The following is a 23,408-nucleotide window of genomic DNA, read 5'->3' on the forward strand; positions in this document are numbered from 1 at the left end:
CGTTCGTCTCGAATATCGTTATACCGATTACGGCCACAAGGATTTCGACTTCGGCGTTCCTGATGCTGGCGTTCGCGACAAGTTCAAGACCAACGAAGTTCGTCTCGGCGTCGCGTACAAGTTCTAATCTGATTTATTCAGATCGACTTCTCTGGAAAGGCTCCGCAATGCGGGGCCTTTTCTTTTTGCGCTCAATTCAGTGCTTTTTTGTTAATGACAAATTTACCCCCCTTTAAACTGCCGCATTTACCCTTCAGGCGATAAACGTCCTCGATATATACGGGTTGATGATTTAAGCGGGTTACAAACCAGTACCCGACGAACAGGTGGGCGGATCAAGAACGATATGGCATCGCGAGACGGCAGAAACGGACGCATCGAACCTTCCTTCGGCAAGCCGGAGGAAAAGGAAGAGGACGTGTTTCGCGTCGACGAGGAGGAGCGCATGGCCCGCCCGCAACGGAAAAGCAAGCCATCGAAAGATCGCGAACCACGCGGGTCAAGCCGCAAGCCAAAAAAGCGTGGCGGCTTTTTCGGCTTTGTTCGCCGCGCTTTCTACTGGTGTCTGGTGCTCGGCCTATGGGGTGGCATCGCATTCGCCGGTATGCTCGTCTATTTTGCGGCCAAGATGCCACCGACAACCGACTGGACTATTCCGGATCGTCCGCCGAATGTGCGTATCGTTGATGTCGGAGGCAATCTGATTGCCAATCGTGGCACCACCGGCGGTGAAGCCGTCGGCCTGCATGAAATGTCGCCATTTATTCCGCAAGCCGTCATGGCGATCGAAGATCGCCGTTTCATGTCGCATTTCGGTATCGATCCTATCGGTCTGGCGCGTGCAATTGTAACCAACGTGACCTCTGGCCGCGCAGTTCAGGGTGGCTCGACGCTGACCCAGCAGCTTGCCAAGAACCTGTTCCTGTCGCCGGACCGTACGCTGGAACGTAAAGTGCAGGAAGTGATGCTCGCTCTCTGGCTTGAGCATAAATATACCAAAGAGCAGATCTTGGAGATGTATCTAAACCGGGTTTATCTCGGTTCTGGTGCCTATGGCGTCGATGCTGCGTCGCGCCGCTATTTCGGAAAGTCCGCCAAGGACGTAAATCTAATGGAAGCGGCAACCCTTGCCGGTCTTCTCAAGGCGCCTTCACGTCTCTCGCCCGCACGCGACCCGGAAGCAGCAAGCGCTCGTGCCAAGCTTGTGCTTGGTGCCATGCGTGAAGAAGGCATGATCGATGACCGTCAGGTGGCGATTGCGGAAAGCGAGCCACCGGCGCGCGCCGCCTCTTACTGGCAGGGTTCTGAAAACTATTTTGCCGACCGCGTTGTAGCCGAAATTCCGGCGCTCATCGGCGAGACAAAAACCGACATCACCGTTGAAACCACCGTTGATCTCAATCTGCAACGCGCCGGTGAAGAAGCGATCAAGGATCAGATTTCGACCAATGGCAAGAAGATGAATGTGAGCCAGGGCGCGCTCGTTTCCATCGATGGTACGGGTGCAGTGCGCGCATTGGTTGGTGGCTATGATTATGCCGCAAGCCAGTTCGACCGCGTTACCGATGCACGTCGTCAGCCTGCCTCTTCCTTCAAGCCTTTCGTCTATCTAACGGCTTTGGAGCAGGGCCGCACGCCGGATTCCGTGCGCAATGATGCGCCGGTGCGGATTGGCAAATGGACGCCCAGCAACGACAACGGCAAATATATGGGTGAAGTGACGCTGGCGACCGCATTGTCCCACTCGCTTAATTCCGTTTCAGCACAGCTCGTGATGGAAGTCGGCCCACAGACGGTGATCGACACTGCCCATCGCCTTGGCGTTCAGTCGAAGCTCGAACCCAATGCCTCGCTCGCACTTGGCACTTCGGAAGTTTCTTTGCTTGAGCTGGCCGATGCCTATGTGCCGTTCGCCAATGGCGGCTATCGTGCGCCGGTCTATTTCATCACCAAGATCACGGATTCGGAAGGTAAGGTTCTCTATCAAAGACAGGATGGCGTCGGCCCGCGTGTGATTGATGAGCGCAATGTCGGCATGATGAATGCAATGCTGCGCAAGACAGTGGAAGACGGCACCGCAAAACGCGCTGCTTTTGGCTGGCCAGCCGCAGGCAAAACCGGAACAAGCCAGAATTTCCGCGATGCTTGGTTTGTCGGCTATACCGCCAATCTCACCACAGGTGTCTGGTTCGGCAATGATGACGGCAAGGGCATGAAGCGCGTCTTCGGCTCGACATTGCCTGTCGCCGCATGGAAAACCTTTATGAAGGAAGCCCACAAGGGCGTGCCTGTTGCGGAACTGCCCGGCCATTATGACATTCAGAACATCGTACCGGGTGGCAGCGACGGTATCGATCCGAACAACCCATATGAACCGGGTATGATTCCGCAGGGTGGCTATGGCGACCAGCCAATGGCTGGCAATGGCGATGATGGCTATTGGCCACCAGCACCCGACTCCCCTGCCCGAAACACGGTTCAGCAAGGTCAGCAGCCCGGCACACCGGCCAATTATCCGGTCAACGACAATGGCGCACCATTACCTCCGGGCGATGTTGGCGGACAGCAGCCGCAACAGAACCGTGATTCAACCACGCTTCTCGATATCATCATGGGCAATTCGCAGTAGTATTTTCTTAGAGAGCCGGGCGCACAAAGGTCGCTCTAAAACTTTATACTTACAGCATAATTTTACCTTAAACTGATCCAGGTTTAAGGAATTATGCTGTAGGGCGGCTTAACTGTAACCGGCCCTTATCGCGATCAAGTGAAGCAGCCGACTGCCTGATTGTTTAAATCCGCTCGAAATCCTGAGCGGCTTAGTCTATTCAAAGATTGAGAGTGAGGTTGTCATGTCTACAGTTTCCCCAACCGATACGTCCCGGTCTGATACTCCCAAGGCAGATACGGAACGTAAAACCCTTGTTCTGACAGGGGCAAGCCGTGGCATTGGTCATGCGACGGTTAAGCGTTTTTCGCGCGCTGGCTGGCGCGTCATCACCTGCTCGCGTCAGGATTTCGCTGAGAATTGTCCGTGGCCAGCGGGACCGGAAGATCACATCAAGGTTGACCTAGCGGATCAGGAAGACGTGGGCAAAGCCATTGCTGAAATCCGCCGCCGCCTTGAGGCCAATGGCAGCAAGCTGCACGCGCTCGTCAACAATGCAGGTATTTCGCCAAAGGCAGAGGGTGGAAAGCGCCTGAACTCGATTGAAACGCCGATGGCCGTGTGGCGCGACGTGTTTCAGGTGAACTTCATGGCGCCCATCATGCTGGCGCGCGGCCTGTTCAAGGAACTTGAAGCTGCGCAAGGCTCGGTGGTCAACGTGACGTCGATTGCCGGAAGTCGCGTTCATCCTTTTGCTGGCACGGCTTATGCGACCTCGAAGGCAGCCCTTGCAGCGCTCACGCGTGAAATGGCGTCAGATTTCGGTCCGCATGGCATTCGCGTCAATGCGATTGCTCCGGGTGAGATCGATACCGCCATTTTATCGCCCGGTACGGATAAACTTGTCGAACAATTGCCGATGCGTCGCCTTGGCAAGACGTCAGAAGTGGCCGAGACGATCTACTATCTTTGCTCCGAAGCCTCGTCTTATGTGACAGGATCGGAAATCCACATCAATGGCGGCCAGCACGTCTGATGATTTTTCAAAAGCGCGGCGTTGAATAACACCGCGCTTTTGTGCTTATTTTCTCTTCAATCGATTTAACAGCTGAGTTGACCCATGATCCTATGCTGCGGTGAAGCCCTGATTGACATGCTGCCACGCGAAACTGCGGCGGGAGAGACAGCCTTTTTACCACTCGCGGGTGGTTCTGTTTTCAACTCAGCCATCGCGCTCGGTCGATTGAATGTCCCGACGGGCTTCTTTTCCGGGCTTTCGTCGGATTTTTTCGGTGAAGTGCTACGCGACACGCTTGCGCGCTCCAACGTCGATTATTCCTATTCCGCCATTTCGGACCGTCCGACGACACTCGCATTTGTGCGACTGGTGGACGGACAGGCCCGCTACGCCTTTTATGATGAGAACACAGCGCTGCGGATGCTTTCCGAGGGTGACATCCCGCTGATCGACGACAATATCAACGCAATGCTGTTCGGCTGTATCAGTCTGATTTCAGAGCCGTGCGGGAGTGTCTATGAAGCGCTGATGACGCGGGAAGCCAAGAACCGCGTGATGTTCCTCGATCCGAATATTCGCTCCGGCTTTATCACGGACCGTGAAAAGCATCTTGCTCGCATGAAACGAATGATTGCCCTTTCCGATATCGTGAAGCTTTCGGATGAAGATCTCGACTGGTTTGGCGAAAAAGGCAGCCATGACGAGATTGCGTCGCGTTGGCTTGAGCTTGGGCCCAAACTGATCGTCATCACCAAAGGTGCCCATGGTGCGGATGCCTACACGGCAAACGCGACTGTTCGCGTGCCCGGCGTTAAAGTGGATGTGGTGGATACGGTTGGCGCTGGCGACACGGTCAATGCGGGTATTCTCGCAAGCCTCAACGATCAGGGCTTGTTGAGCAAGCAAGCAATCGCAAAACTCGACGAAGATCAGATCCATGCCGCCGTCGCGCTCGGGGTGCGTGCAGCCGCGGTTACGGTTTCTCGCGCAGGTGCCAATCCACCGTGGGCGGCTGAAATGCGGGATTGATTTCCCGGTGTTTGAGGCCGATTCTGCTTTTCAATAACAGGAAGGCACAACATGGCTCAGAACATTTATGATCGTGCGGACTTTTTCACCGCCTATAGCGAGCTGCCGCGCTCTGTGCACGGTCTGGATGGCGCGCCCGAATGGCCCTATGTGCGATCAATCCTGCCAGATCTTAGAGGCCTGGACATTGCCGATCTCGGCTGCGGCTTTGGCTGGTTTTCACGTTTTGCCTGTGAACAGGGTGCCGCGTCTGTCACCGGATATGATCTTTCAGAGAATATGCTTGAACGTGCGCGCAAGGAAACGCGAGACGAGGCTATCCGCTACGTGCAGGCGGATATGGAAGCTTTGGAACTGCCGGAAGACCGTTTCGATCTTGTTTATAGCTCGCTGGCCTTTCACTATATCCGGGATTTTCCGCGTCTCCTGACCACGATCAGCCGCGCCTTGCGTGCAAACGGCCAATTCATTTTCACAATAGAACATCCGATTTTCATGGCACCCGCTAAACCCGGTTGGATGGAAGGCGAAAATGGGCAGAAACACTGGCCCATCGATCACTATGCCGTTGAAGGTGAACGGCGCACGGATTGGCTTGCTGATGGCGTCATTAAATATCACCGTCGCCTTAGCACGACCGTCAATGCCTTGATAAAGGCTGGCTTTGCAATCGCCAACCTTGAAGAATGGCGCCCGAGCGAAGAGCAGATCGCAGCCTGGCCCGCATTAGTAGACGAGCTGGAAAGACCGATGCTACTCATCGTCTCGGCAAATAAATAGCCGGGCAAGGAAACAACTCAAGGCTCCCCTGCCCTTGACCGGACGCATTTAGCGTCTTCTATTGGACAGGGGTGGGAGCGAATCGAATATAGGCGAAGGACAATTCATTGGACGTCTTGCGCATAGCAGCCTTCTCGCAAGGCAATCAGGGCGGCAATCCTGCCGGTGTCCTGATTTCTGAAAAACTTCCCTCAGCCGAGGAAATGCAAAAAATTGCCAAGGATGTTGGCTTTTCGGAAACGGCCTTTGCCATGCCCGAAGCCGGTAACTGGCGCGTGCGCTATTTTGCGCCTGAAACAGAAATACCCTTCTGCGGCCATGCCACGATTGCACTGGGTGCAGCGCTCGCCATGCGCGAGGGTGACGGACGCTTTTCCTTAAAGCTTAACCACGCCGAAATCAGCGTCGAAGGCCGCAAGGAAGGCGAGCTGTTTGCCGCCAGCCTGCAATCGCCGGGTACGCGCAACCGGGCCGCCACTGAAGTCGAAATCGAGCAGGCGCTGGCCCTTTTCAACTATGAGAAGGATGATCTTGCGCCAGGCATTCCGCCAGCGCTGATCCATGCCGGAGCGGACCACATCGTGCTGCCTTTGCGCTCACGCGAAAAACTCGCTTCGATGCATTACGATCTTTCGCGCGGTCGCGTGCTGATGAACCGTCAGGGCTGGACGACAATCCTGCTGATCAATTCCGAAACGCCGACGCGCTTCCACAGCCGCAATCCTTTTGCCTCGGGCGGGGTTTATGAAGACCCCGCAACGGGTGCTTCAACTGCCGCTTTCGCAGCTTATTTACGCGATCTCAGCTGGCCGCATGGTGGCTCTATTGAAGTCATTCAGGGCGAGGATATGGGTTCGCCATCGCATCTGCGCGCAGATATCGGAAATGAACGCGGCGGATCAATCCGCCTTTCGGGTACAGCACGCCTGATGGAATAGTGAAACCGCAGCTCGTTACACGCGAACGAGCTGCTCCACCCGCTCTTCGTTTCCGAAGAATTTCAGATAACGCTCGACTTCTTTTGGATCGCCGGTTGCCTTTTGCGGATTGTCCGAAAGTTTAACCGCCGGGCGTCCGTTGGCGTCGATCACCTTACAAACGAGCGATATTGCCTTGAGGCCATGGATCGTTGTCGGCGCGCAACCGGCAAAGTCATTGGTGAGGTTCGTGCCCCAGCCAAAGCTCATGCGGACGCGGCCTTCAAAATGACGATAGGTTTCCTCAATCGTATCGACGTCGAGCGCATCCGAGAAAATCAGCAGCTTTTCACGCGGATCTTTGCCGCGCGACTTCCACCATTCAATGATGCGTTCGCCACCTTCAATGGGTGGGGCGCTGTCTGGGCGGAAGCCGGTCCAGTCGGCAACCCAATCCGGTGCGTTGCGCAGAAAAGCAGCCGTGCCAAAAGCATCCGGCAGGACGATGAGAAGATTGCCGCCATAATAGCGGTTCCAGTCCTGCAACACGCGATAAGGTGCGGTGCGCAGTTCATCATCGGTGTTGGCAAGCGCTGCCAGCACCATCGGCAATTCATGCGCATTGGTGCCAAGCGCTTCGAGGTCATTGTCCATGGCCAAAAGCACATTGCTGGTTCCGGTAAAGGCATCGCCGATACCTTCCTTCAGTGCTTCCACGCACCAGCGCTGCCACAGGAATGAATGGCGGCGACGTGTGCCAAAATCTGAAATCTTGAGGTCAGGCAGTTCGCGCAGTCGCTCGACCTTGCTCCACATCTTGGCTTTGGCGCGGGCATAAAGAACATCGAGCGAGAAAGGCCCGAGGTTTTTCATCGCAGCGCGCGAGCGAAGCTCATTGATGATGGCGAGTGCTGGAATTTCCCACATGGTCGTGTGCGACCACGGACCATGGAAATGCAGTTCATACTGGCCGTCCTTCCGGCGCAAATCATATTCCGGCAGCTGGAAATCATGCAGCCAGTTGAGAAACTCCGGCTGGAAAATCTGCTTGCGACCGTAAAAGCTGTTACCCGCCAGCCAGATCATCTCTTTTTTTGTGAAGCGCAGCGTGCGTGCATGATCGAGCTGCGCGCGCAACTCGCCTTCATCAATCTCATCGGCAAGGCGAACAGACGTCGTGCGGTTGATGAGCGCGAAGGTTGCGTCAACCTTGGGGTAAAGCCCCCAGATCATCTGCAACATAAGAAGTTTGTAGAAATCCGTGTCCAGCAGACTGCGGACAATCGGATCGAGCTTCCATGCGTGGTTAAAGACGCGCCGCGCGATATCGGTTTTGGCCATAACGGCCTCCATTGCATGAGCATGTTCTGCAATCACCCCAAAGCGACTGCAGCAAAAAGAAAGGCGGGTTTTCACCCGCCTTTTTAAATGCTTCATTCAGATTTGGGAAGCTCTACTATGATGTCGTGTTCACCATCGGGCTTGATCGGCACGCCTTCATCCGGCTTGCCCACCTTGCGACCATTGAGCTTGATTACCTTGTCTTTGGCACCTGCTACGACCTTCACGCGATAGACTGCTTCGCCGAAACGAAGTTCCGCTTCATAGCCATCCCATTCCGGCGGCAAGGCCGGATCAAGATGCAGCCGGTCGCCGCGTTTGGTGACGCCGAGAATGCCTTCCGTTGCAACACGATAGAACCAGCCGGCAGACCCCGTGTACCATGTCCAGCCACCCTGTCCGCGACGCGGCTCGACGGAGTAGATATCGGCTGCGATCACATAAGGTTCAACGCGATAGACATCCGGATTACGGCCATGGCTGACCGGGCTGATCAGCGAGAACAAGCGCCATGCTTCCTTGGCCTTACCCATGCGGGCGAGCGCCAGAATGGCCCATGTTGCACCATGCGTATATTGACCGCCATTCTCACGAACGCCCGGCGGGTAGCCCTTGATGTAACCCGGCTCCTGAACCGTCTTGTCGAAAGGCGGCGTGAAGAGACGCAGCAATTCGCCCTGATCATCGAGCAGATATTTCTCGAGCGAAGCCATGGCCTGTTCCGAACGCTTTGGATCGGCAACGCCAGACAACACGCTCCACGACTGCGCAATCGCATCGATCTGGCATTCGTCGCTGTCTTTTGAGCCAAGCGGCGCGCCGTTATCGAAGAAGCCACGGCGATACCATTCGCCGTCCCAACCATCGCGATCAAGCGCTTTGGTCAGGCTTTCAAGATGCGCGGCCCATGCTTTTGCACGCTTTGCATCCTTGCGGGATTCAGCAATCGGGATGAACTGACGCAATGTGTAGGCCAGGAACCAGCCGAGCCATACGCTTTCGCCCTCACCCTTCACGCCGACAAGATTCATGCCGTCGTTCCAGTCACCACCGAGGATCAGTGGCAGGCCATGCTTGCCGGTACGCTCAATCGCAAGATCAAGCGCCAGCGCGCAATGCTCGTAGAGGCTCACAGTTTGGTCGGAAATCTCCGGCTCAAAGAATGCATCATGTTCACCCTCTTCAAGCGTGCGTCCCTTCAGGAAAGCCAGCTTTTCGTCGAGAATTGCATGATCGCCAGTCGTTTGAACATAAAGCGAGGTGCCATAACCAAGCCAGACCACATCGTCGGAGATCAGCGTGCGGACACCTGCACCCGTTGCTGGCAACCACCAATGCTGAACATCACCTTCCGGGAACTGACGCGACGCGGCATTGAGGATCTGCGCACGAGCCAGCGAAGGATCAATCAGCAGAAGCGACAGCGTATCCTGCAACTGGTCGCGGAAGCCGAAGGCACCGCTGGCCTGATAAAAGGCTGCGCGGGCCCAGATGCGGCAGGCAATCGCCTGATATGGCAACCAGCCATTGATCAAGAGATCGAATGCCGGATCAGGTGTCTTGACCTGTACGCGGTTGAAGAGACCTTCCCAATGTTTACGTGCAGCATCGAGCTTTTCTTCAAACGAAGCCTTGCGGCTTTCCGCGACAAGGGCTTTTGCCTGCTGCTGATCGGCAGCATTGCCAAGCAGGAATACCACTTCGCGGCTTTCACCCGGCCCCACTTCGACATCGATAGCGAGAGCGGCACACGGGTCACGCCCAGCTTCAACCGTGTTGGAAAGCACCTTGCCAGCCAGCACGATTTCAGGACGGTCGACCGAGCCCGTCGAGCCGATAAACTCGCCACGGTCAGCCGTTACCGATTGCGGCTTTTCTGTTGCCGCAAAGAAGGCTACCTGACCGGACTTGTCCGGATGATATGGATTGCCTGCAAAGAGCGCGCCCAGTTCTTCATCCTGCGATGGCACAATGAACGGCACATTCTTAGAGCGGGCATTGCCCAACACCCATTCGACATAACCATAGGCACGCAGCTTGCGCTTCGAACGTCCCTTGTTGGTGATCGTCAGGCGTGAAAGACGAACAGGCTTTTCAGCATCGACGATATGGGTGAGTTCGAGTGCCAGTTCGCCATGTTGAGCCGCAAAAGTGCTGTAGCCGTGGCTGTGACGTGCTTCATATGTCACGGCCTCGTCACGGAGTACGCTTGCTGTTGGGGCAAAGCTGCGTCCCGTCTCGCGGTCGAGAATATAGATCGCTTCGCCCGGACGGTTTGTGACCGGATCATTCGCCCAAGGGGTGAGCTGATAATCGCGACTGTTGCCCGCCCATGTGAAGGCCGAACCTTCTGCCGAAACATGGAAGCCGAAATTCGGATTGGCGATGACGTTGATCCAAGGATGCGGCGTGGTTGTGCGGTTGTTGATCCGCACCACGTAGCTGCCATCCTGAGCAAAACCACCATAACCATTCCAGAACTGGAGATCGTCGCCGGTTGGGAGCGGACGTGCGACTGGTTTTGGCTTCGTCACCAGACGACGTTCTTCCGTACCTCGTTCGATTGTTACAGGCGCGAGACCGGCAGCACCCAGACCCTGCTGTGCGGTGGCCGGTGTCTTGGCGTCGCTACGTGCAGCCAAATCAACGGTCAGTTCTTCACTGCGACGAAGCTGTTCGGCAAGCGAGCCGTTCTGGGCGTGCATGACGATACGAGCGGAAGCAAGCAGGGTATTGTAGCTTTCCTCACTCATCTGATCGCGACGAACCGCAAAGATATGCGGCTGACCGCCACCGCGGGCACGGAAGCCCTCGATGATCCAGTCAATCGCGCGCTGGGTATCCTGCGCATAGGAGAAGGCGCGTTCGTTGACCGCCACCACATCCACGGTGAGACCCTTGCTGCGCCAGTATTCCTGCGCGCGCAAGACGCCACGAAGCACGTCGAGATCGGCTTCATTGTCGATGCGCAGGGCAAAGATCGGATAATCACCAGAGATCGACATCGGCCAGAGGTCGGATTGTTTGCCAAGACCTGCCGCAATAGTTTCCGGCGGCTGACGCATGGTCCGCTCCGGATAGAGCAGATAGGCGGCAACCTTCTGATAGTCGGCTGCTTCCGCTGGCTTGATGCCAATATGGTAGAGCTGCACCTGCGAGCTCGTCCACGACAGCGAGTATTCGCGGACGAAGGTTTCCGGATGACGATGGGTTGCAACAGCATGCTCCACCGCATCGCGGCTACCGCCTGCGAAGGTCCAGAAAACAAGGCTTACCTTTTTATGAGCCGGAACGCGGACACGCGTACGCACCGATGCAATCGGATCGAGCACACAGCCCTGGCTGCCGGTGAAAGTTGCACCTTCATCAAAGGCCGCTGCATCGCGCAGCGAACGTCCACGACCGATGAATGCACGACGATCGGTTTCGACTTCCGTTTCGCGGATCGAACCGGAAAGATCGGTTACGAAATGTGCGACGTGGATATCCGGATCGGACGGCGCGCGCTTGCGACGCTTCGCATAGATGGTTGAGCCGTTATCCGCGATTTCCGTTTCGACGAACATCTTGGCGAAGGCCGGATGCGCGGCATCGCTGTCGCTGTCAGTCAGCACCAGTTCGGAATAGGACGTCACTTCAATGACGCGATCACGCGCAGAGGTGTTGATGATATCGAGCCTGCGGCCTTCACCATCGGATTCCGATGATACGATCACTTCCACGACTGTCTTGAAGTCGCCGGCAGTCTTGTAGAACTCGGCCTTATCTTCAGTGAAGACGGTCTTGGTTTCTTCTTCCGGATTGCGCACCGGTTCGCCGGTCGCCGACCACCAGTAGCCGCTTTCCATATCACGCAGGAACAGGAAGCTACCCTGAAGGTCTTCAGACGCATCGGCGTGGAAACGCGTGATGTCCCAATTATGCCAGCGGCTGTAACCGGAACCGTTGGCCGTAACCATCAGCGCATATTGGCCATTCGACATCATATGCGTTGTACGAGGCGCCTTGAACGGCACATCGATGATGCGCATTGGTGCATCGTCGAAGCCGCCCGAATCCACGCGCATCGGATTTTCCGTCTTGGCGTAGATCATCGGGATTTCGCGTGGTGCCTTTTCCTGCAGCAGAAGCTCTGCCGCTTCGATCACCGGATCGGAATGGAAACGCTCACGCATACGGCCTTCAAAAATCACGTTATTGACCGCGATGATCGCCATGCCATGGTGGTGGGCATAGTAGTTTTTCACGACCGCGCAGGTTTCGCCTTCGCGAACACGCGATGGTGTGAAGTCTACCGAATCGTGGAAGCCATAGCGGCCAAGCGCACCGAGCTTTGCCAGACGCTTCAAATTCGCGACTGCTGCTGCTGGCTGGTACTGCGCTGCAAGCAAGCTTGCATAAGGCGCGATAACAGCATTACGCGACAGGCCGCGCTGAAGGCCCAGATTTGGCACGCCAAAGTTGGAATACTGGTAATTCATATGCGCGTCGCGCGCATTGAAGGCAGCTTCCGAGATACCCCATGGCAGACCGCGCGAGGTGGCATAATCGATCTGGCGCTGCACAACGAGCTTGTTGGTCTGGTCAAGCAGCGAGCCAAGCGGCTCGGACATGACCAGCGGCGGCATCAGATATTCAAACATCGAGCCGGACCAGGAGAGCAGAGCGCCCTTCCAGCCCACTGGCACCAGAAGGCGACCGAGCTTGAACCAATGTTCAACCGGCACATCGCCCTTGGCAATTGCAAACAAGCTGGCAAGACGGGCTTCGGAAGCCAGAAGGTCGTAGCAGCTTTCATCCAGCTCGTTTTCCTGCACGCGGAAGCCGATGGAGAGAAGGCGACGCTCTTTACGTTCAAGGAAGCCGAACTGCATGTCGAACGCCAGCTGACGTGAACGTCCTGCCAGATTGCGCAGACGTTCACGCAGATCGTCCGTGTTGTGTTCGCCAACGGAATCGTCGGTATGCGCCTTGCAGGTATCGACCAGAATATTGGCCCATTCCTTGGCCTCGGCGCTTGCCGGTGTTTCGATCTCGCTGTCGAGTTCTTCCATCAGGCGCACAATGTCGGTCGCAAAAAGCGACAGATTGATTGTGCGGAAAGATGCTGTTTCCGGCTCTTCCTTGATGGTGCGGACCGCACGGCGGAAATTGGCAATCCGCTCTTCCAGGCGACGACGAAGCGGACGCAGGATTCGGCGATCATCCGGGATCTGCGCGATGCTTTCTTCAAGGATATCGTTGACATCGAGAATGCCATCGAGATCACCCTGAACATAAACGCTCGGCGCTTCCGCCCATTCTTCCAATGCCGAAGATAGCGTTACGAGATGGCCGGCAAGATTGCCGCTATCGACCGCAGAAACATAGAGCGGACGCATCGGCGTCAGCGTGTTTGTTTCATACCAGTTGTAGAGATGGCCCTGATACTTCTCCATCTTTTCAAGCGTGGTGACGGTGGATTCAATGCGGTTCAGCGTTTCGTCAAAGCCAATCCAGCCGAAATCGCGCGCAGCAACAACAGACAGAACATAGACACCGATATTGGTTGGCGAGGTGCGCTGCGCCACAATAGGTGCCGGATCTTCCTGGAAGTTGTCCGGTGGCAGATGGTTGTTCTCATCATTCGCGAATTCAGCAAAGTAGCGCCATGTGCGGCGCGCATAGCGGCGCAGATCCGACTTGTCGGAAGACAGCACTTCCAGCGTATCCTGCGGCTTGGCCGAGCGGCTGACTAGCCAGGCAATCAGTGGCGAGGCAAACCAGATAACAGCAAAAGGTGCTGCAATCAGCGCTGCATGGCTGTCGGCACCGAGCGGGATAAAGACCGCAAGACCGGCGATGACCATAGCAGGCCACATGAGCTGGAAATAATAGAGGAGCGTATCAGGCGACGATTTTGCCTGGGCTGCTGTTTTCCATTCAAGCAGATCGCGATGCGATACGAACAGACGATAGATCGTGCGTACGATTGCATCGGCCATAAGGAATGCCGAATGGGCGATGAAGGTTGTGCGCAGCGCGACATCAGCCGTGCCAAGTGCGATATCAGTCAGAACCGATTGCGCATGGCCCTTCAGCGAATAGTCCATATTCGACGGAATGAGATTGGTGACGATACCGAAAGTCGGCGCCACGAACATGCTGACGATCAGGAATGCCTGCCAGACGGCAGCCACACCAAGCGGCAGAATGCTCCAGCCAATCACCGAAGCGAGCAGCCACATGATCGGATTGAGCGAGCGACGCAGATTGTCGATCATCTTCCAGCGCGTAATGGTGCTGACGCCGCGGCTTGCCGAGAACAGCCACGGCAGCAACTGCCAGTCACCACGCGCCCAACGATGATGGCGCGATACGTCGACATTGTATCCGGTCGGGTAATCTTCAACGACTTCAACATCGCTGACGAGCGCTGCACGCGCATAGCCGCCTTCAAGAAGGTCGTGGCTGAGCAGCGTGTTTTCAGCCACGCGATCTTTCAGCGCTGCTTCAAAGGCATCGATATCGTAAAGGCCCTTGCCGGTGAATGTGCCTTCGCCCAGCAAGTCCTGATAGGTGTCAGAAACGGCAAAGACGTAAGGATCGATACCGCGATTGACCGAGAAGACGCGCTGCAGGAACGAAGCTTCGTCGCCAGTGGTCAGTGATGGCGTGACGCGTGGCTGCAAAATGCCGTAACCACGAACAACGCGACCAGTCTTGTCATCGAAAACAGGGCGGTTCAGCGGATGGCTGAGCTTGCCCACAAGATGGGTGACGGATTCCGGCGTCAGACGCGTATCAGCGTCGAGCGTCATCACATATTTGATGTCTTTTGGCAGGCGAGCATCGGCAGGGAAATAGCTCGTATCCTGATCGCCTCGCAGCAGCAGATTCAGCTCATGCAGCTTACCGCGCTTGCGCTCCCAGCCCATCCAGCAGCCCTGCTTTTCATTATAAAGGCGGCGGCGGTGAAGCAGGAAAAAACGCGGCTGGTCATTGCCGGTATAGTGCTCATTGAGCTTGGCGATTTCTTCACGCGCATATTCATAGATTTCCATGTCCGCAGGTGTGATTTCCTGCTTGGCATCCGTCCAGTCGCTGACAAGCGAGAAATAGATCTCGCCGCGCGGATTGGTCAGATAATGGACTTCCAGATTGCGGATCTGCTCATCAATGGAATCTCGCGACGTGATCAGGGTCGGCACGGCAACCAGTGTCCGTGCTTCGGCTGGTAAGCCTTCCTTATATTCAAATCCGATCAGACGTGTTGGCTGCACGAACCACGGCACAAGCGCGTTGAACAGTGAATAGGAAGCATCCATTGCCGGGAAAAGCGCAAGCAGCGTGAACAGCGTGCGCAGATCGGCAGAAAGACCCGCCTTCATCATGCAGTAATTGACGATGGTCAGGATCAAGATCGTGAAGATAGCGGTCGGAATGAAAAGACCGAGCAAGCCAAGACCACGATAGCAACGCAGGGCTTTCACACCAAAGGGCGCTTTATATCCGCAAAGCTGTTCGAGCTCTTTTCGACCGTCGCCGGAAAGATAATAGGCAATCGAGCCTTTGCCTTCCGCCTGAGCCTCACCAACCTTGCTGTCTTCTGCAAGCTTGAGTGCGGCCCATGTGATATCGATTTCGCTCATATTCGAGAAACGAGCGAGCTTTTCAATCGTCACGCGATACGCATTGCGCGAGCGGAAATCGAGCAGCTCGAAATCGCTATGATCACGCAGGATCGCATCGACCTCGTTGACGGTTTCAAACCAGGTCTCCCAGTCGATATCGTCAATTCTTTTAAGGCTTGTGATTACATTGCCCATCGTCACGCCGCCAGTGGACTGGCGGGCATGTTCTTCTACGATGGCGTCTTCTGCGTTGCTGCCTTCCTGATCGAGAATACGTTCAAGCCAGCTTGAAGCTGCCGACGTATCGGTTGAGGCGCTGCGAAGGCGATAAAGCAGATGCGTGGCAAAGGTACTGTCGCGTGCGGCTTGATTGTATTGCGCAAGAACCGTTTCCAGTTCTGCCTCATTCGCAGCAATCACAATGCGGTCGGCAGCAGTGTTAGCGAGATTGCGCATGTTGCGTGCGCGATCAACGCGCAGCGCCAGACGGCGCGCATTTTCAATCAGAAAATAGCGCACAGCTGATGGCAGCGCCCACAATTCACCAATCTTCAGCGGCTCGACGGTCTGGAAACCCTGCACAAGCGCAGTCAGAGACTTAAGAGAAAAGTTGCTGTCCGTATGCGCCACGTAAAGCCAGGCGAGCGCGAAAATACGCGGCATGTCCTTCATGGCTGCGTAAGTCGGCAGTTGGCGGATAAACTTGCGTGGCAAATCCCGGCGGGTCTGCTGAACGGTTTTGTCGATCTGATAGTGGTTGTCGAGAAGCCACTGTGCAGCAGGCGTGATGGTCTCGCCCGCGCGAGACGCAGCGTCAGAAGAGCGGTAGGCGTGAAGGATCAGCTTACCGTTTTCAGACAATCGCTCATCATATTCGAAAGGCAGATAGCCTGGCAAAGCCAGCTCATCTCCGCGCGCAACGGATGCCGCAAGCTCGCGCAGCTCGTCCTCTGTTTTGTAAAGAGCACGTATCGGAGAAGGTTGTTCGGGCGGAATCTGATCCGAAGTCTTGCGATCGGCAATGGACGAATTAGACGGCGAAGAAGACAATTCCGGCATGTGCCTTAACAGCCTTTCCGAAGGGAATGAGTTGAATGCGGCGGGTGAATACTAAATAGAGTTTCAATTCAGAAAAACGACAGTATCCGTAATTCGTTCCCTGAATGTCGATATCATTTGGCCAAAATGCGACGACGGGCTGTGCTGATATTCAAACCGTTTAAATCGCAACGCACAATTCTTTCCGAACATTAATGTTGCGTTATGAAATATCCGGCTTTTACAACCCTAACATACTGAAAATAAGAATAATACTACTCTGCGTAATAGTTTGCGAAAATGCCTTGCGGGACTTTTCTGCCCCTTGAATGAAAAAAGACATCCACATCTCGGAAAAGAGGCGGATGTCTTCATAATAGTGCAGGACTGAACCGGTCCTGACGACAGATTTTACTCTGCCAAAGCCGGCGCTTGTTCAGCGGCGTTTTTAGCATCCTCGTTTCCAAAAACCTGCCAATAGCGAGGGCGGAAAGCGATGCGGCTTTTCTCTGCCGCCGGATGTTCAGCGGGAATCTCAATCTCGACACGCTCGCGAGAACCGCCGATCTCAAGTTCTACCCGCCGTTTGCCGCCGGATCTGCGGCTTGCAATGACCGTTCCGGCAATACAGCCACCACATCCCTCAAGCAGTTCGACATCATGGGGACGGAAGAAAAGCTGCGCTTCACCGTCCGCAGCGCCATTCGCAGTCAGTCCGATATTGCGATCCGCGAGCCAAACTTCACCATTCTCGACACGGACAGGAAGAGTGCTGGATTCGCCGATAAAGCCATAGACGAAGGGAGAATTAGGGGTGTCATAAACCTCGTCCGGTGTACCGATTTGCTCGATTCGTCCCTGACTCATGACCACGACACGATCCGCCAATTCCAGCGCTTCATCCTGATCGTGCGTCACAAAAACGGTCGTGTGACCGGTCTTGTCATGAATTTCGCGCAACCAACGACGCAGCTCTTTGCGTACCTGTGCATCAAGAGCGCCGAATGGTTCATCGAGAAGAAGAACCTTTGGCTCGATTGCCATGGCGCGTGCAAGCGCAACACGCTGGCGCTGACCGCCTGAAAGCTGCGAAGGATAGCGGTTTTCAAGCCCCTTCAGTTGCACCAGATCAAGCAGTTCGAGCGCGCGGCGTCTGATTTCAGCGCTGGCTGGACGCGTGCTGCCTGGGCGAACCTTCAGACCAAAGCCAATATTCTCTGCGACCGTCATATGACGAAACAATGCATAGTGCTGGAACACGAAGCCGACGTTGCGCTCCTGGACACTTTTGTGCGAGGCATCTTCCTCACCAAAATAAATTGCACCTTCCGTTGGCTTTTCCAGCCCGGCTATCAAGCGCAGCAAGGTCGTCTTGCCTGAGCCAGATGGTCCAAGCAAAGCAATCAACTCGCTCGAACGGATGTCCAGCGACACATTATGCAATGCCGGAAAGCGAGCAAACTCTTTACGCACACCGGCGACACGAACTTCCATTCCCAATCCTTTCCCCTACCGCCAACGCTAAGCTAAAGCTTGGGCGGCTTATTCTCATCTATAGGTTATTAGTGCCCGTTACCGCCAGCAAGTTCATCGCCGTAACGCAGTTCAAGGAAAGCTTTGATCGCCAAGGTGACAAGGGCGAGCAACGCCAAAAGAGACGCAACTGCAAAGGCCGCGACGAAATTATACTCGTTATAAAGGATTTCGACATGCAGTGGCATTGTGTTTGTGAGCCCACGAATGTGGCCAGACACCACAGACACGGCGCCAAACTCACCCATCGCGCGGGCATTGCAAAGCAGAACGCCGTAGAGAAGGCCCCATTTGATATTGGGCAAGGTAACATAGCGGAACGTCTGCCATCCATTGGCACCCAGAGAGATTGCGGCCTCCTCATCACCGCTTCCCTGCTCCTGCATCAGCGGAATAAGCTCACGGGCCACGAATGGGAACGTCACAAATAACGTTGCCAGAACAATCCCGGGAACTGCAAACAGGATATCGATGCCATGACTTGAGAGCCAAGGCCCCAAAACGCTGTGACTTGCAAACAACAGCACAAAAACCAGACCGGAAATAACCGGTGATACTGAGAATGGCAGATCTATAAGCGTGGTGAGAAGTGCCTTGCCTTTAAACTCAAACTTGGCGATGGCCCATGCTGCTGCAACACCGAACACGAGGTTAAGCGGCACCGCAATGACAGTGACCAGCAGCGTCAGTTTGATAGCTGCCCAGGCATCCGGTTCAACCAAAGCTGCAAAATATTCGCCCGCGCCTTTGCGGAAAGCTTCGACGAAAACCGCTATCACCGGCAAAATGAGAAACAGCGCCAGAAATACAAGTGCGATCGCGATCAACAAGATCCGTGTCGGCAGGCTTTCCGTTACGGCGTTTTGCATCGAAGCTGACACATTATTCGACATGGCCGTACTTCCTTCTTGTCCAGGATTGGATCAGATTGATGAACAGCAACATGGCAAATGACAGCGCCAACATCACAGTCGCAAGCGCGGTGGCACCGGCATAATCATATTCTTCAAGCCGGATAACGATCAGCAAGGGCGCTATTTCAGACACATAGGGTGTGTTGCCCGCAATGAAGATCACCGAACCGTATTCGCCAACTCCACGCGCAAAAGCGAGCGCAAAGCCGGTCAGCACCGCGGGTTGCAAGCTGGGCAGAAGCACGCGCCAGATTGTCTGAAAGCGTGATGCACCCAATGTTGCAGCGGCTTCTTCAACCTCGCGGCTGATTTCCTCCATGATCGGCTGAACAGTGCGCACCACAAACGGGAGGCCTATAAAAATCAGCGCCACCACGATGCCGGCGCGCGAAAACGCGATCCGAATATTGAAAGGTGCAAGCAGACTGCCGATCCATCCATTTGGTGCGTAGATCGAGGCAAGCGCGATGCCGGCGACAGCTGTGGGCAGTGCGAAAGGAATATCGACAATCGCGTCGATAAACCGCCGCCCCGGGAAGCGATAACGCACCAGAACCCATGCCAGGATCACACCAAATACAACATTGATGAGAGCTGCAATGAAAGCAGTGCCGAAGCTCGTTTCAAGAGCTCTGATCGTGCGTTCATCGGTGATGATACGCCAGAAACCTGCAAAGCCGACATCTGTCGAGCGCAGAACCAGAGCTGCCAGCGGGATAAGAATGAGAAGGGTCAAATAGGCGACACTAAAACCGAGTGTCAGTCCGAAGCCCGGAATGACACTCGGTTTTCTAAAATGCCACCCTGCTCTGACCGGTGCAGGGCGCGAAGACATCAATATTTGTTCCCTTTTATTGATTTGTCGGATGACTGCGTCCTAACTGGATTATTTTGCAGGCTTGTAGATCTGGTCGAAAGTGCCTCCGTCACCGAAATGATAAGGCTGTGCCTTGGCCCAACCGCCAAAGATTGGATCATCAATCGTCACAAGCTGCAACTGAGGGAATTCGCGCTTCTGGTCAGCGGGAATGACATCAGGCTTGGACGGACGATAAAAATGCTTGGCTGCGATGGCCTGTCCTTCTGGCGAATAGAGATATTCGAGATATGCTTCAGCAACTTTGCGGGTGCCGTTGTCGTCTGCGTTCTTGTCAACGAGAGCGACTGGTGGCTCGGCAAGAATGGACTGTGGTGGGACGACGATATCAAAAGCATCGTCGCCAAACTCAGCAATCGAAAGATAGGCTTCGTTTTCCCAAGCCAGCAGCACATCACCGAGCTGACGCTGTACGAACGTCGTTGTTGAACCGCGTGCGCCTGTATCAAGCACCGGAACATGACGGAAAAGTTCGCCGATATATTCTTTTATCTTGGCTTCATCGCCGCCATATTGCTTGTGAGCCCAGGCCCAGGCCGCGAGATAATTCCAGCGCGCACCGCCTGATGTCTTGGGATTCGGCGTAATGACCTCGACGCCATCCTTGACGAGATCGCCCCAGTCCTTGATCGCCTTTGGATTACCCTTGCGAACGAGGAAGACGATTGTTGATGTGTAAGGCGAGGAATTATCAGGCAGGCGCTTGCGCCATTCCTTGTCGATCTTGCCCGTATGCTCGACGATTGCATCGATATCGCTTTCAAGCGCAAGCGTGACAACGTCAGCCTTCACGCCATCGATTACCGAGCGCGCCTGCTTGCCCGACCCACCATGCGAAGCGCGGATGGTGACGGTCTCGCCCGTTTCCTCTTTCCAGTGCTTTGCGAAAGCTGCATTATAATCTTTATAAAGCTCACGCGTTGGATCATAGGACACGTTCAACAGTGTCTGATCAGCATGGCTTGTCTGGATGCCACCTGCGAGCGTTGCCGTCGCTACAAACGCCGCAAGTGCAAATGAAAATTTCGATAGGTTCTTCGACATGTTCAGGGCCACCTCTCCGCGTTCTATTGATGAAACAGTATCAGAGGTTTTTGCTCACAGGATGCCACAACGTTTCTCTTATTTGAAAGCAGTTCGGAAATTCTAAGCAATCCTAACGAATTACGAGGAATAAAATTCTAGCGCTCATCTCCATAAGCTGGAGCAGAGGTAATAATTATCAATGTGGTGATTGAAGAGATCCCAGTTCTCATATCAACATTCACCCTCAATAGGGTGGGACCCGGATTGGGATTGCGGGGGCAAATTTACTCCGGGCCCCGGCCGATCTAACGACCAGCAGGGTAAGAACGGGCGAAGTTGAATTTCGTTGCATCGCTTTTCAAAAATATTCGGTTTTTAAGTGGGATTTTATTAGTGAATTAAAACCAACAAATCTTCGCCGCGGTTGATCCGCATAACGGTTCCAAAAAACTGAAAGAGGTCGATGACAATGAAATATAAAACGTCTGTTTTGCTGACATCACTGAGCGTTGCAGCCCTCGCCCAAATCCTCCCTGCCCATGCTGAAACCGTTGAACAGAAAACCGTGGAACGTATCGATTATATATGTGAACGCGGCGTCGTCGTGCCTGTAACCTATATCAAAACAGGTGATCTTCCGGCTTTTGCGGTGCTGGATGCCGAGGGAAAAATGGTCGCCCTGCAATGGCACGAAAGTCTCAAGAAATATGTCGCTCTGGACGAGCAGGACAGCTATCGCTGGGCTGAAAAAGACGGTCAGGCTGTACTTAGTCACCTTGAGGCAGATCATACCGCCAAAGAATTGACGCTGCTTTCAGCCTGCCGCGCCGACGATAGTGAGGAATAAATGTTCCGCTAAATGGGCGATATTAATCAGGGGACGAGATAATGCTTGTCCCACTGATCCTGCGGAACCTCGTCACCAATATCGTAGTCGAATGAAACGACATTGATATGCTCATCATCGGTTTTGCAAACGAAGGCAAGCTTATACCAGTGCTCGCGACTGCGAAAAGCGGCTCCGCCTGCTTTGATCGTATTATTTGAAACTTCTGGATCAGAAAAAGCGTAGGCCAAAACCTTATCAACGGAAAGCTTACGCTCGTCCCGGCTGATCTGTTCCATCGCCTCGACATCGCAGCGCTGTTCAAGGCGCGTTGCAGGATCGAGCTTTTCAAGCTGGGCCTTTTCAAGTGCAGTCATGGCCATTGAGGGTGCACTCAATGAAACAGCAACCGACATGGTGACCAGTGACAAAAGGCGGGCGACGACAGGATTGAGCTGAAATTTCATTGGATTTTGGATAACTCGCTTCGCAATAGTTTCAATAGGAAGGCTTACTAACACACTCTTTGGGCCATCTTGTCGACCATCACAGCAATTTTATCGACCTTCGTCCCCATAAGAACGAGTTGAACAGATCACGCCCCTCTCTCTTCAAACAAGGTACGATCGCGTCCCGCTTCCTTGGCAGTGTAAAGGACCTTGTCTGCACGCTCCACGGCCTGCCAGAAATCATCCTTGCTGTTGAGCCGTACCACCCCAAAACTACAGCTAATATTCGCACCTTTGGCCAGCCGCGAAAATTCGCGTGTCTTCACGCCTTCCCGAATATGTTCAACAAGAGCAAAGGCTTCATCCGCCGGCATATCATCGATGAAGATGATGAACTCCTCCCCGCCTATGCGCGCCGTCAGATTGCGCGCTCTGGAATGTGCTTGAAGGATTTCTGCGAACTCTTTCAGAACAACGTCACCCGTTGCATGGCCATAAACGTCATTGATCGTTTTGAAATAGTCGATATCGCAAGCGACGATCCAACCCGAAAGATCGTGACGCCCTAAAGCGCTCATACGGGTTTCGAGTCCGCGCCGGTTCAGCAGACCGGTTAATGGATCGCTGTCCCGCTCATGAACAAGCTCGCTGAATCGATCGGCACCGGCTGCAGCAAAAAGCACAAGTCCTGCAATCACGGAGGCAACAGCGGTAGAAAATACCGTCCACTGCCAGAACGGCGTGTAGGCAAAATCGACTTCCGTGTCATTTCCGACGATGGAATGTGCAGTGAGTGACGTTCGCACGAAAATATGTATCGCCACCAGAAACAACATACCGAGGATCAGTTTGTCGGCCTGCGAACCGCGCACAAGCCCGCGCAGATACCAGACATAGGCCAGGATCATACAGGCCAAGCCGAAGTTCAGGACGTAAACCCGACCAAGCAAGCTCGGATAGGGATAAAGGAAGAAAACGATCCCGCCGAAGATAAGAGCAAGACTGACAAGGCCAAACCAGACAGGCAAGCGAAGACCTGATCTGCGAAGTATGCCCTGTCCACCCGCAAAAGCCCCCAGCACATATATTGTGGCGGTGAGCATTGTATTCTGCCCATCATCTGCAGGTATATCGACAAGCTGGGCAAGCATGGCAATGCCGATGCAGAAGAAGCAGAGAGCACACCATAAAAGATAACCGCGCAGTTGATCGATGGCCCAAACGATTACGAAGGCCAGTGAAAACAGGAGCAGAACGGCGGGCAGTACATAGAGCATCTAATGATTATCTTACTTCAACTTTTAGGGAGTCTTATCGCCTTCCTCTATTAAAAACACAATTCAGTAAATTAGTGCTGATTGTGAAACGGCAGGGACTTGTGTGAAATGCACTTGATTTCACTCCAGTGGCCGTGCTTGAAACCAGCAAACGCGACCGGC

Annotated in this window: 14 protein-coding genes; 6 read left to right on the plus strand and 8 right to left on the minus strand. The window is 54.5% G+C overall.

Annotated features, from left to right (window positions below):
• Positions 1–346: 346 nt before the first annotated feature.
• From QSJ70_RS07405 to QSJ70_RS07425, 5 genes are all read left to right on the plus strand, one after another.
• Positions 347–2,629, plus strand: a complete 2,283-nt coding sequence (locus tag QSJ70_RS07405; RefSeq protein WP_285535480.1) for a transglycosylase domain-containing protein — start codon at positions 347–349, stop codon at positions 2,627–2,629.
• 223 nt (positions 2,630–2,852) lie between these two features.
• On the plus strand, positions 2,853–3,644 hold the full coding sequence (locus tag QSJ70_RS07410; RefSeq protein ID WP_007873153.1) for an SDR family NAD(P)-dependent oxidoreductase: 792 nt from the start codon (positions 2,853–2,855) through the stop codon (positions 3,642–3,644).
• Positions 3,645–3,728: 84 nt separating this feature from the next.
• Positions 3,729–4,655, plus strand: coding sequence for a carbohydrate kinase family protein (locus tag QSJ70_RS07415; protein WP_105518060.1), 927 nt, complete (start codon positions 3,729–3,731; stop codon positions 4,653–4,655).
• A gap of 51 nt (positions 4,656–4,706) precedes the next feature.
• Complete coding sequence (locus tag QSJ70_RS07420; RefSeq protein ID WP_285535494.1) at positions 4,707–5,435, plus strand: class I SAM-dependent methyltransferase; 729 nt, start codon at positions 4,707–4,709, stop codon at positions 5,433–5,435.
• A gap of 107 nt (positions 5,436–5,542) precedes the next feature.
• Positions 5,543–6,373, plus strand: coding sequence for a PhzF family phenazine biosynthesis protein (locus QSJ70_RS07425; protein WP_285535496.1), 831 nt, complete (start codon positions 5,543–5,545; stop codon positions 6,371–6,373).
• Between the two features lie 15 nt (positions 6,374–6,388).
• On the opposite strand, the gene pncB is transcribed toward QSJ70_RS07425, so the two are convergent.
• From pncB to QSJ70_RS07455, 6 genes are all read right to left on the minus strand, one after another.
• A complete protein-coding gene (gene pncB, locus QSJ70_RS07430; protein ID WP_007873146.1) occupies positions 6,389–7,693 on the minus strand; it encodes a nicotinate phosphoribosyltransferase in 1,305 nt (434 codons plus the stop codon).
• Between the two features lie 92 nt (positions 7,694–7,785).
• The gene (locus QSJ70_RS07435; RefSeq protein WP_285535500.1) at positions 7,786–16,365 is read right to left on the minus strand and encodes a glycoside hydrolase family 94 protein; all 8,580 of its coding nucleotides are present in this window, start codon (positions 16,363–16,365) and stop codon (positions 7,786–7,788) included.
• Positions 16,366–16,755: 390 nt separating this feature from the next.
• Positions 16,756–17,838 carry a sulfate/molybdate ABC transporter ATP-binding protein gene (locus QSJ70_RS07440; protein WP_007873143.1) on the minus strand — a complete coding sequence of 361 codons (1,083 nt, stop codon included), beginning with the start codon at positions 17,836–17,838 and terminating at the stop codon, positions 16,756–16,758.
• A gap of 68 nt (positions 17,839–17,906) precedes the next feature.
• The gene (gene cysW, locus QSJ70_RS07445; RefSeq protein ID WP_113485463.1) at positions 17,907–18,770 is read right to left on the minus strand and encodes a sulfate ABC transporter permease subunit CysW; all 864 of its coding nucleotides are present in this window, start codon (positions 18,768–18,770) and stop codon (positions 17,907–17,909) included.
• Positions 18,760–19,626 (minus strand): sulfate ABC transporter permease subunit CysT, encoded by an 867-nt coding sequence (cysT, locus tag QSJ70_RS07450; protein WP_007873138.1) that lies wholly within the window; start codon positions 19,624–19,626, stop codon positions 18,760–18,762. Before cysT ends, cysW begins: the two co-directional genes overlap by 11 nt.
• Positions 19,627–19,677: 51 nt before the next feature.
• Positions 19,678–20,712, minus strand: a complete 1,035-nt coding sequence (locus QSJ70_RS07455) for a sulfate ABC transporter substrate-binding protein (protein WP_007873135.1) — start codon at positions 20,710–20,712, stop codon at positions 19,678–19,680.
• A gap of 451 nt (positions 20,713–21,163) precedes the next feature.
• On the opposite strand from QSJ70_RS07455, the gene QSJ70_RS07460 reads away from it, so the two are divergent.
• Positions 21,164–21,541, plus strand: a complete 378-nt coding sequence (locus tag QSJ70_RS07460; protein WP_064322353.1) for a hypothetical protein — start codon at positions 21,164–21,166, stop codon at positions 21,539–21,541.
• Between the two features lie 26 nt (positions 21,542–21,567).
• On the opposite strand, the gene QSJ70_RS07465 is transcribed toward QSJ70_RS07460, so the two are convergent.
• The gene (locus tag QSJ70_RS07465; RefSeq protein ID WP_007873130.1) at positions 21,568–21,987 is read right to left on the minus strand and encodes a DUF930 domain-containing protein; all 420 of its coding nucleotides are present in this window, start codon (positions 21,985–21,987) and stop codon (positions 21,568–21,570) included.
• A 128-nt stretch (positions 21,988–22,115) separates the two neighbouring features.
• Positions 22,116–23,246: a GGDEF domain-containing protein gene (locus QSJ70_RS07470; protein ID WP_285535508.1), complete on the minus strand. Its 1,131-nt coding sequence runs from the start codon at positions 23,244–23,246 to the stop codon at positions 22,116–22,118.
• Positions 23,247–23,408: the final 162 nt, after the last annotated feature.

This window comes from Brucella sp. NBRC 12950 (genome assembly GCF_030268145.1).
GTDB lineage: Bacteria > Pseudomonadota > Alphaproteobacteria > Rhizobiales > Rhizobiaceae > Brucella.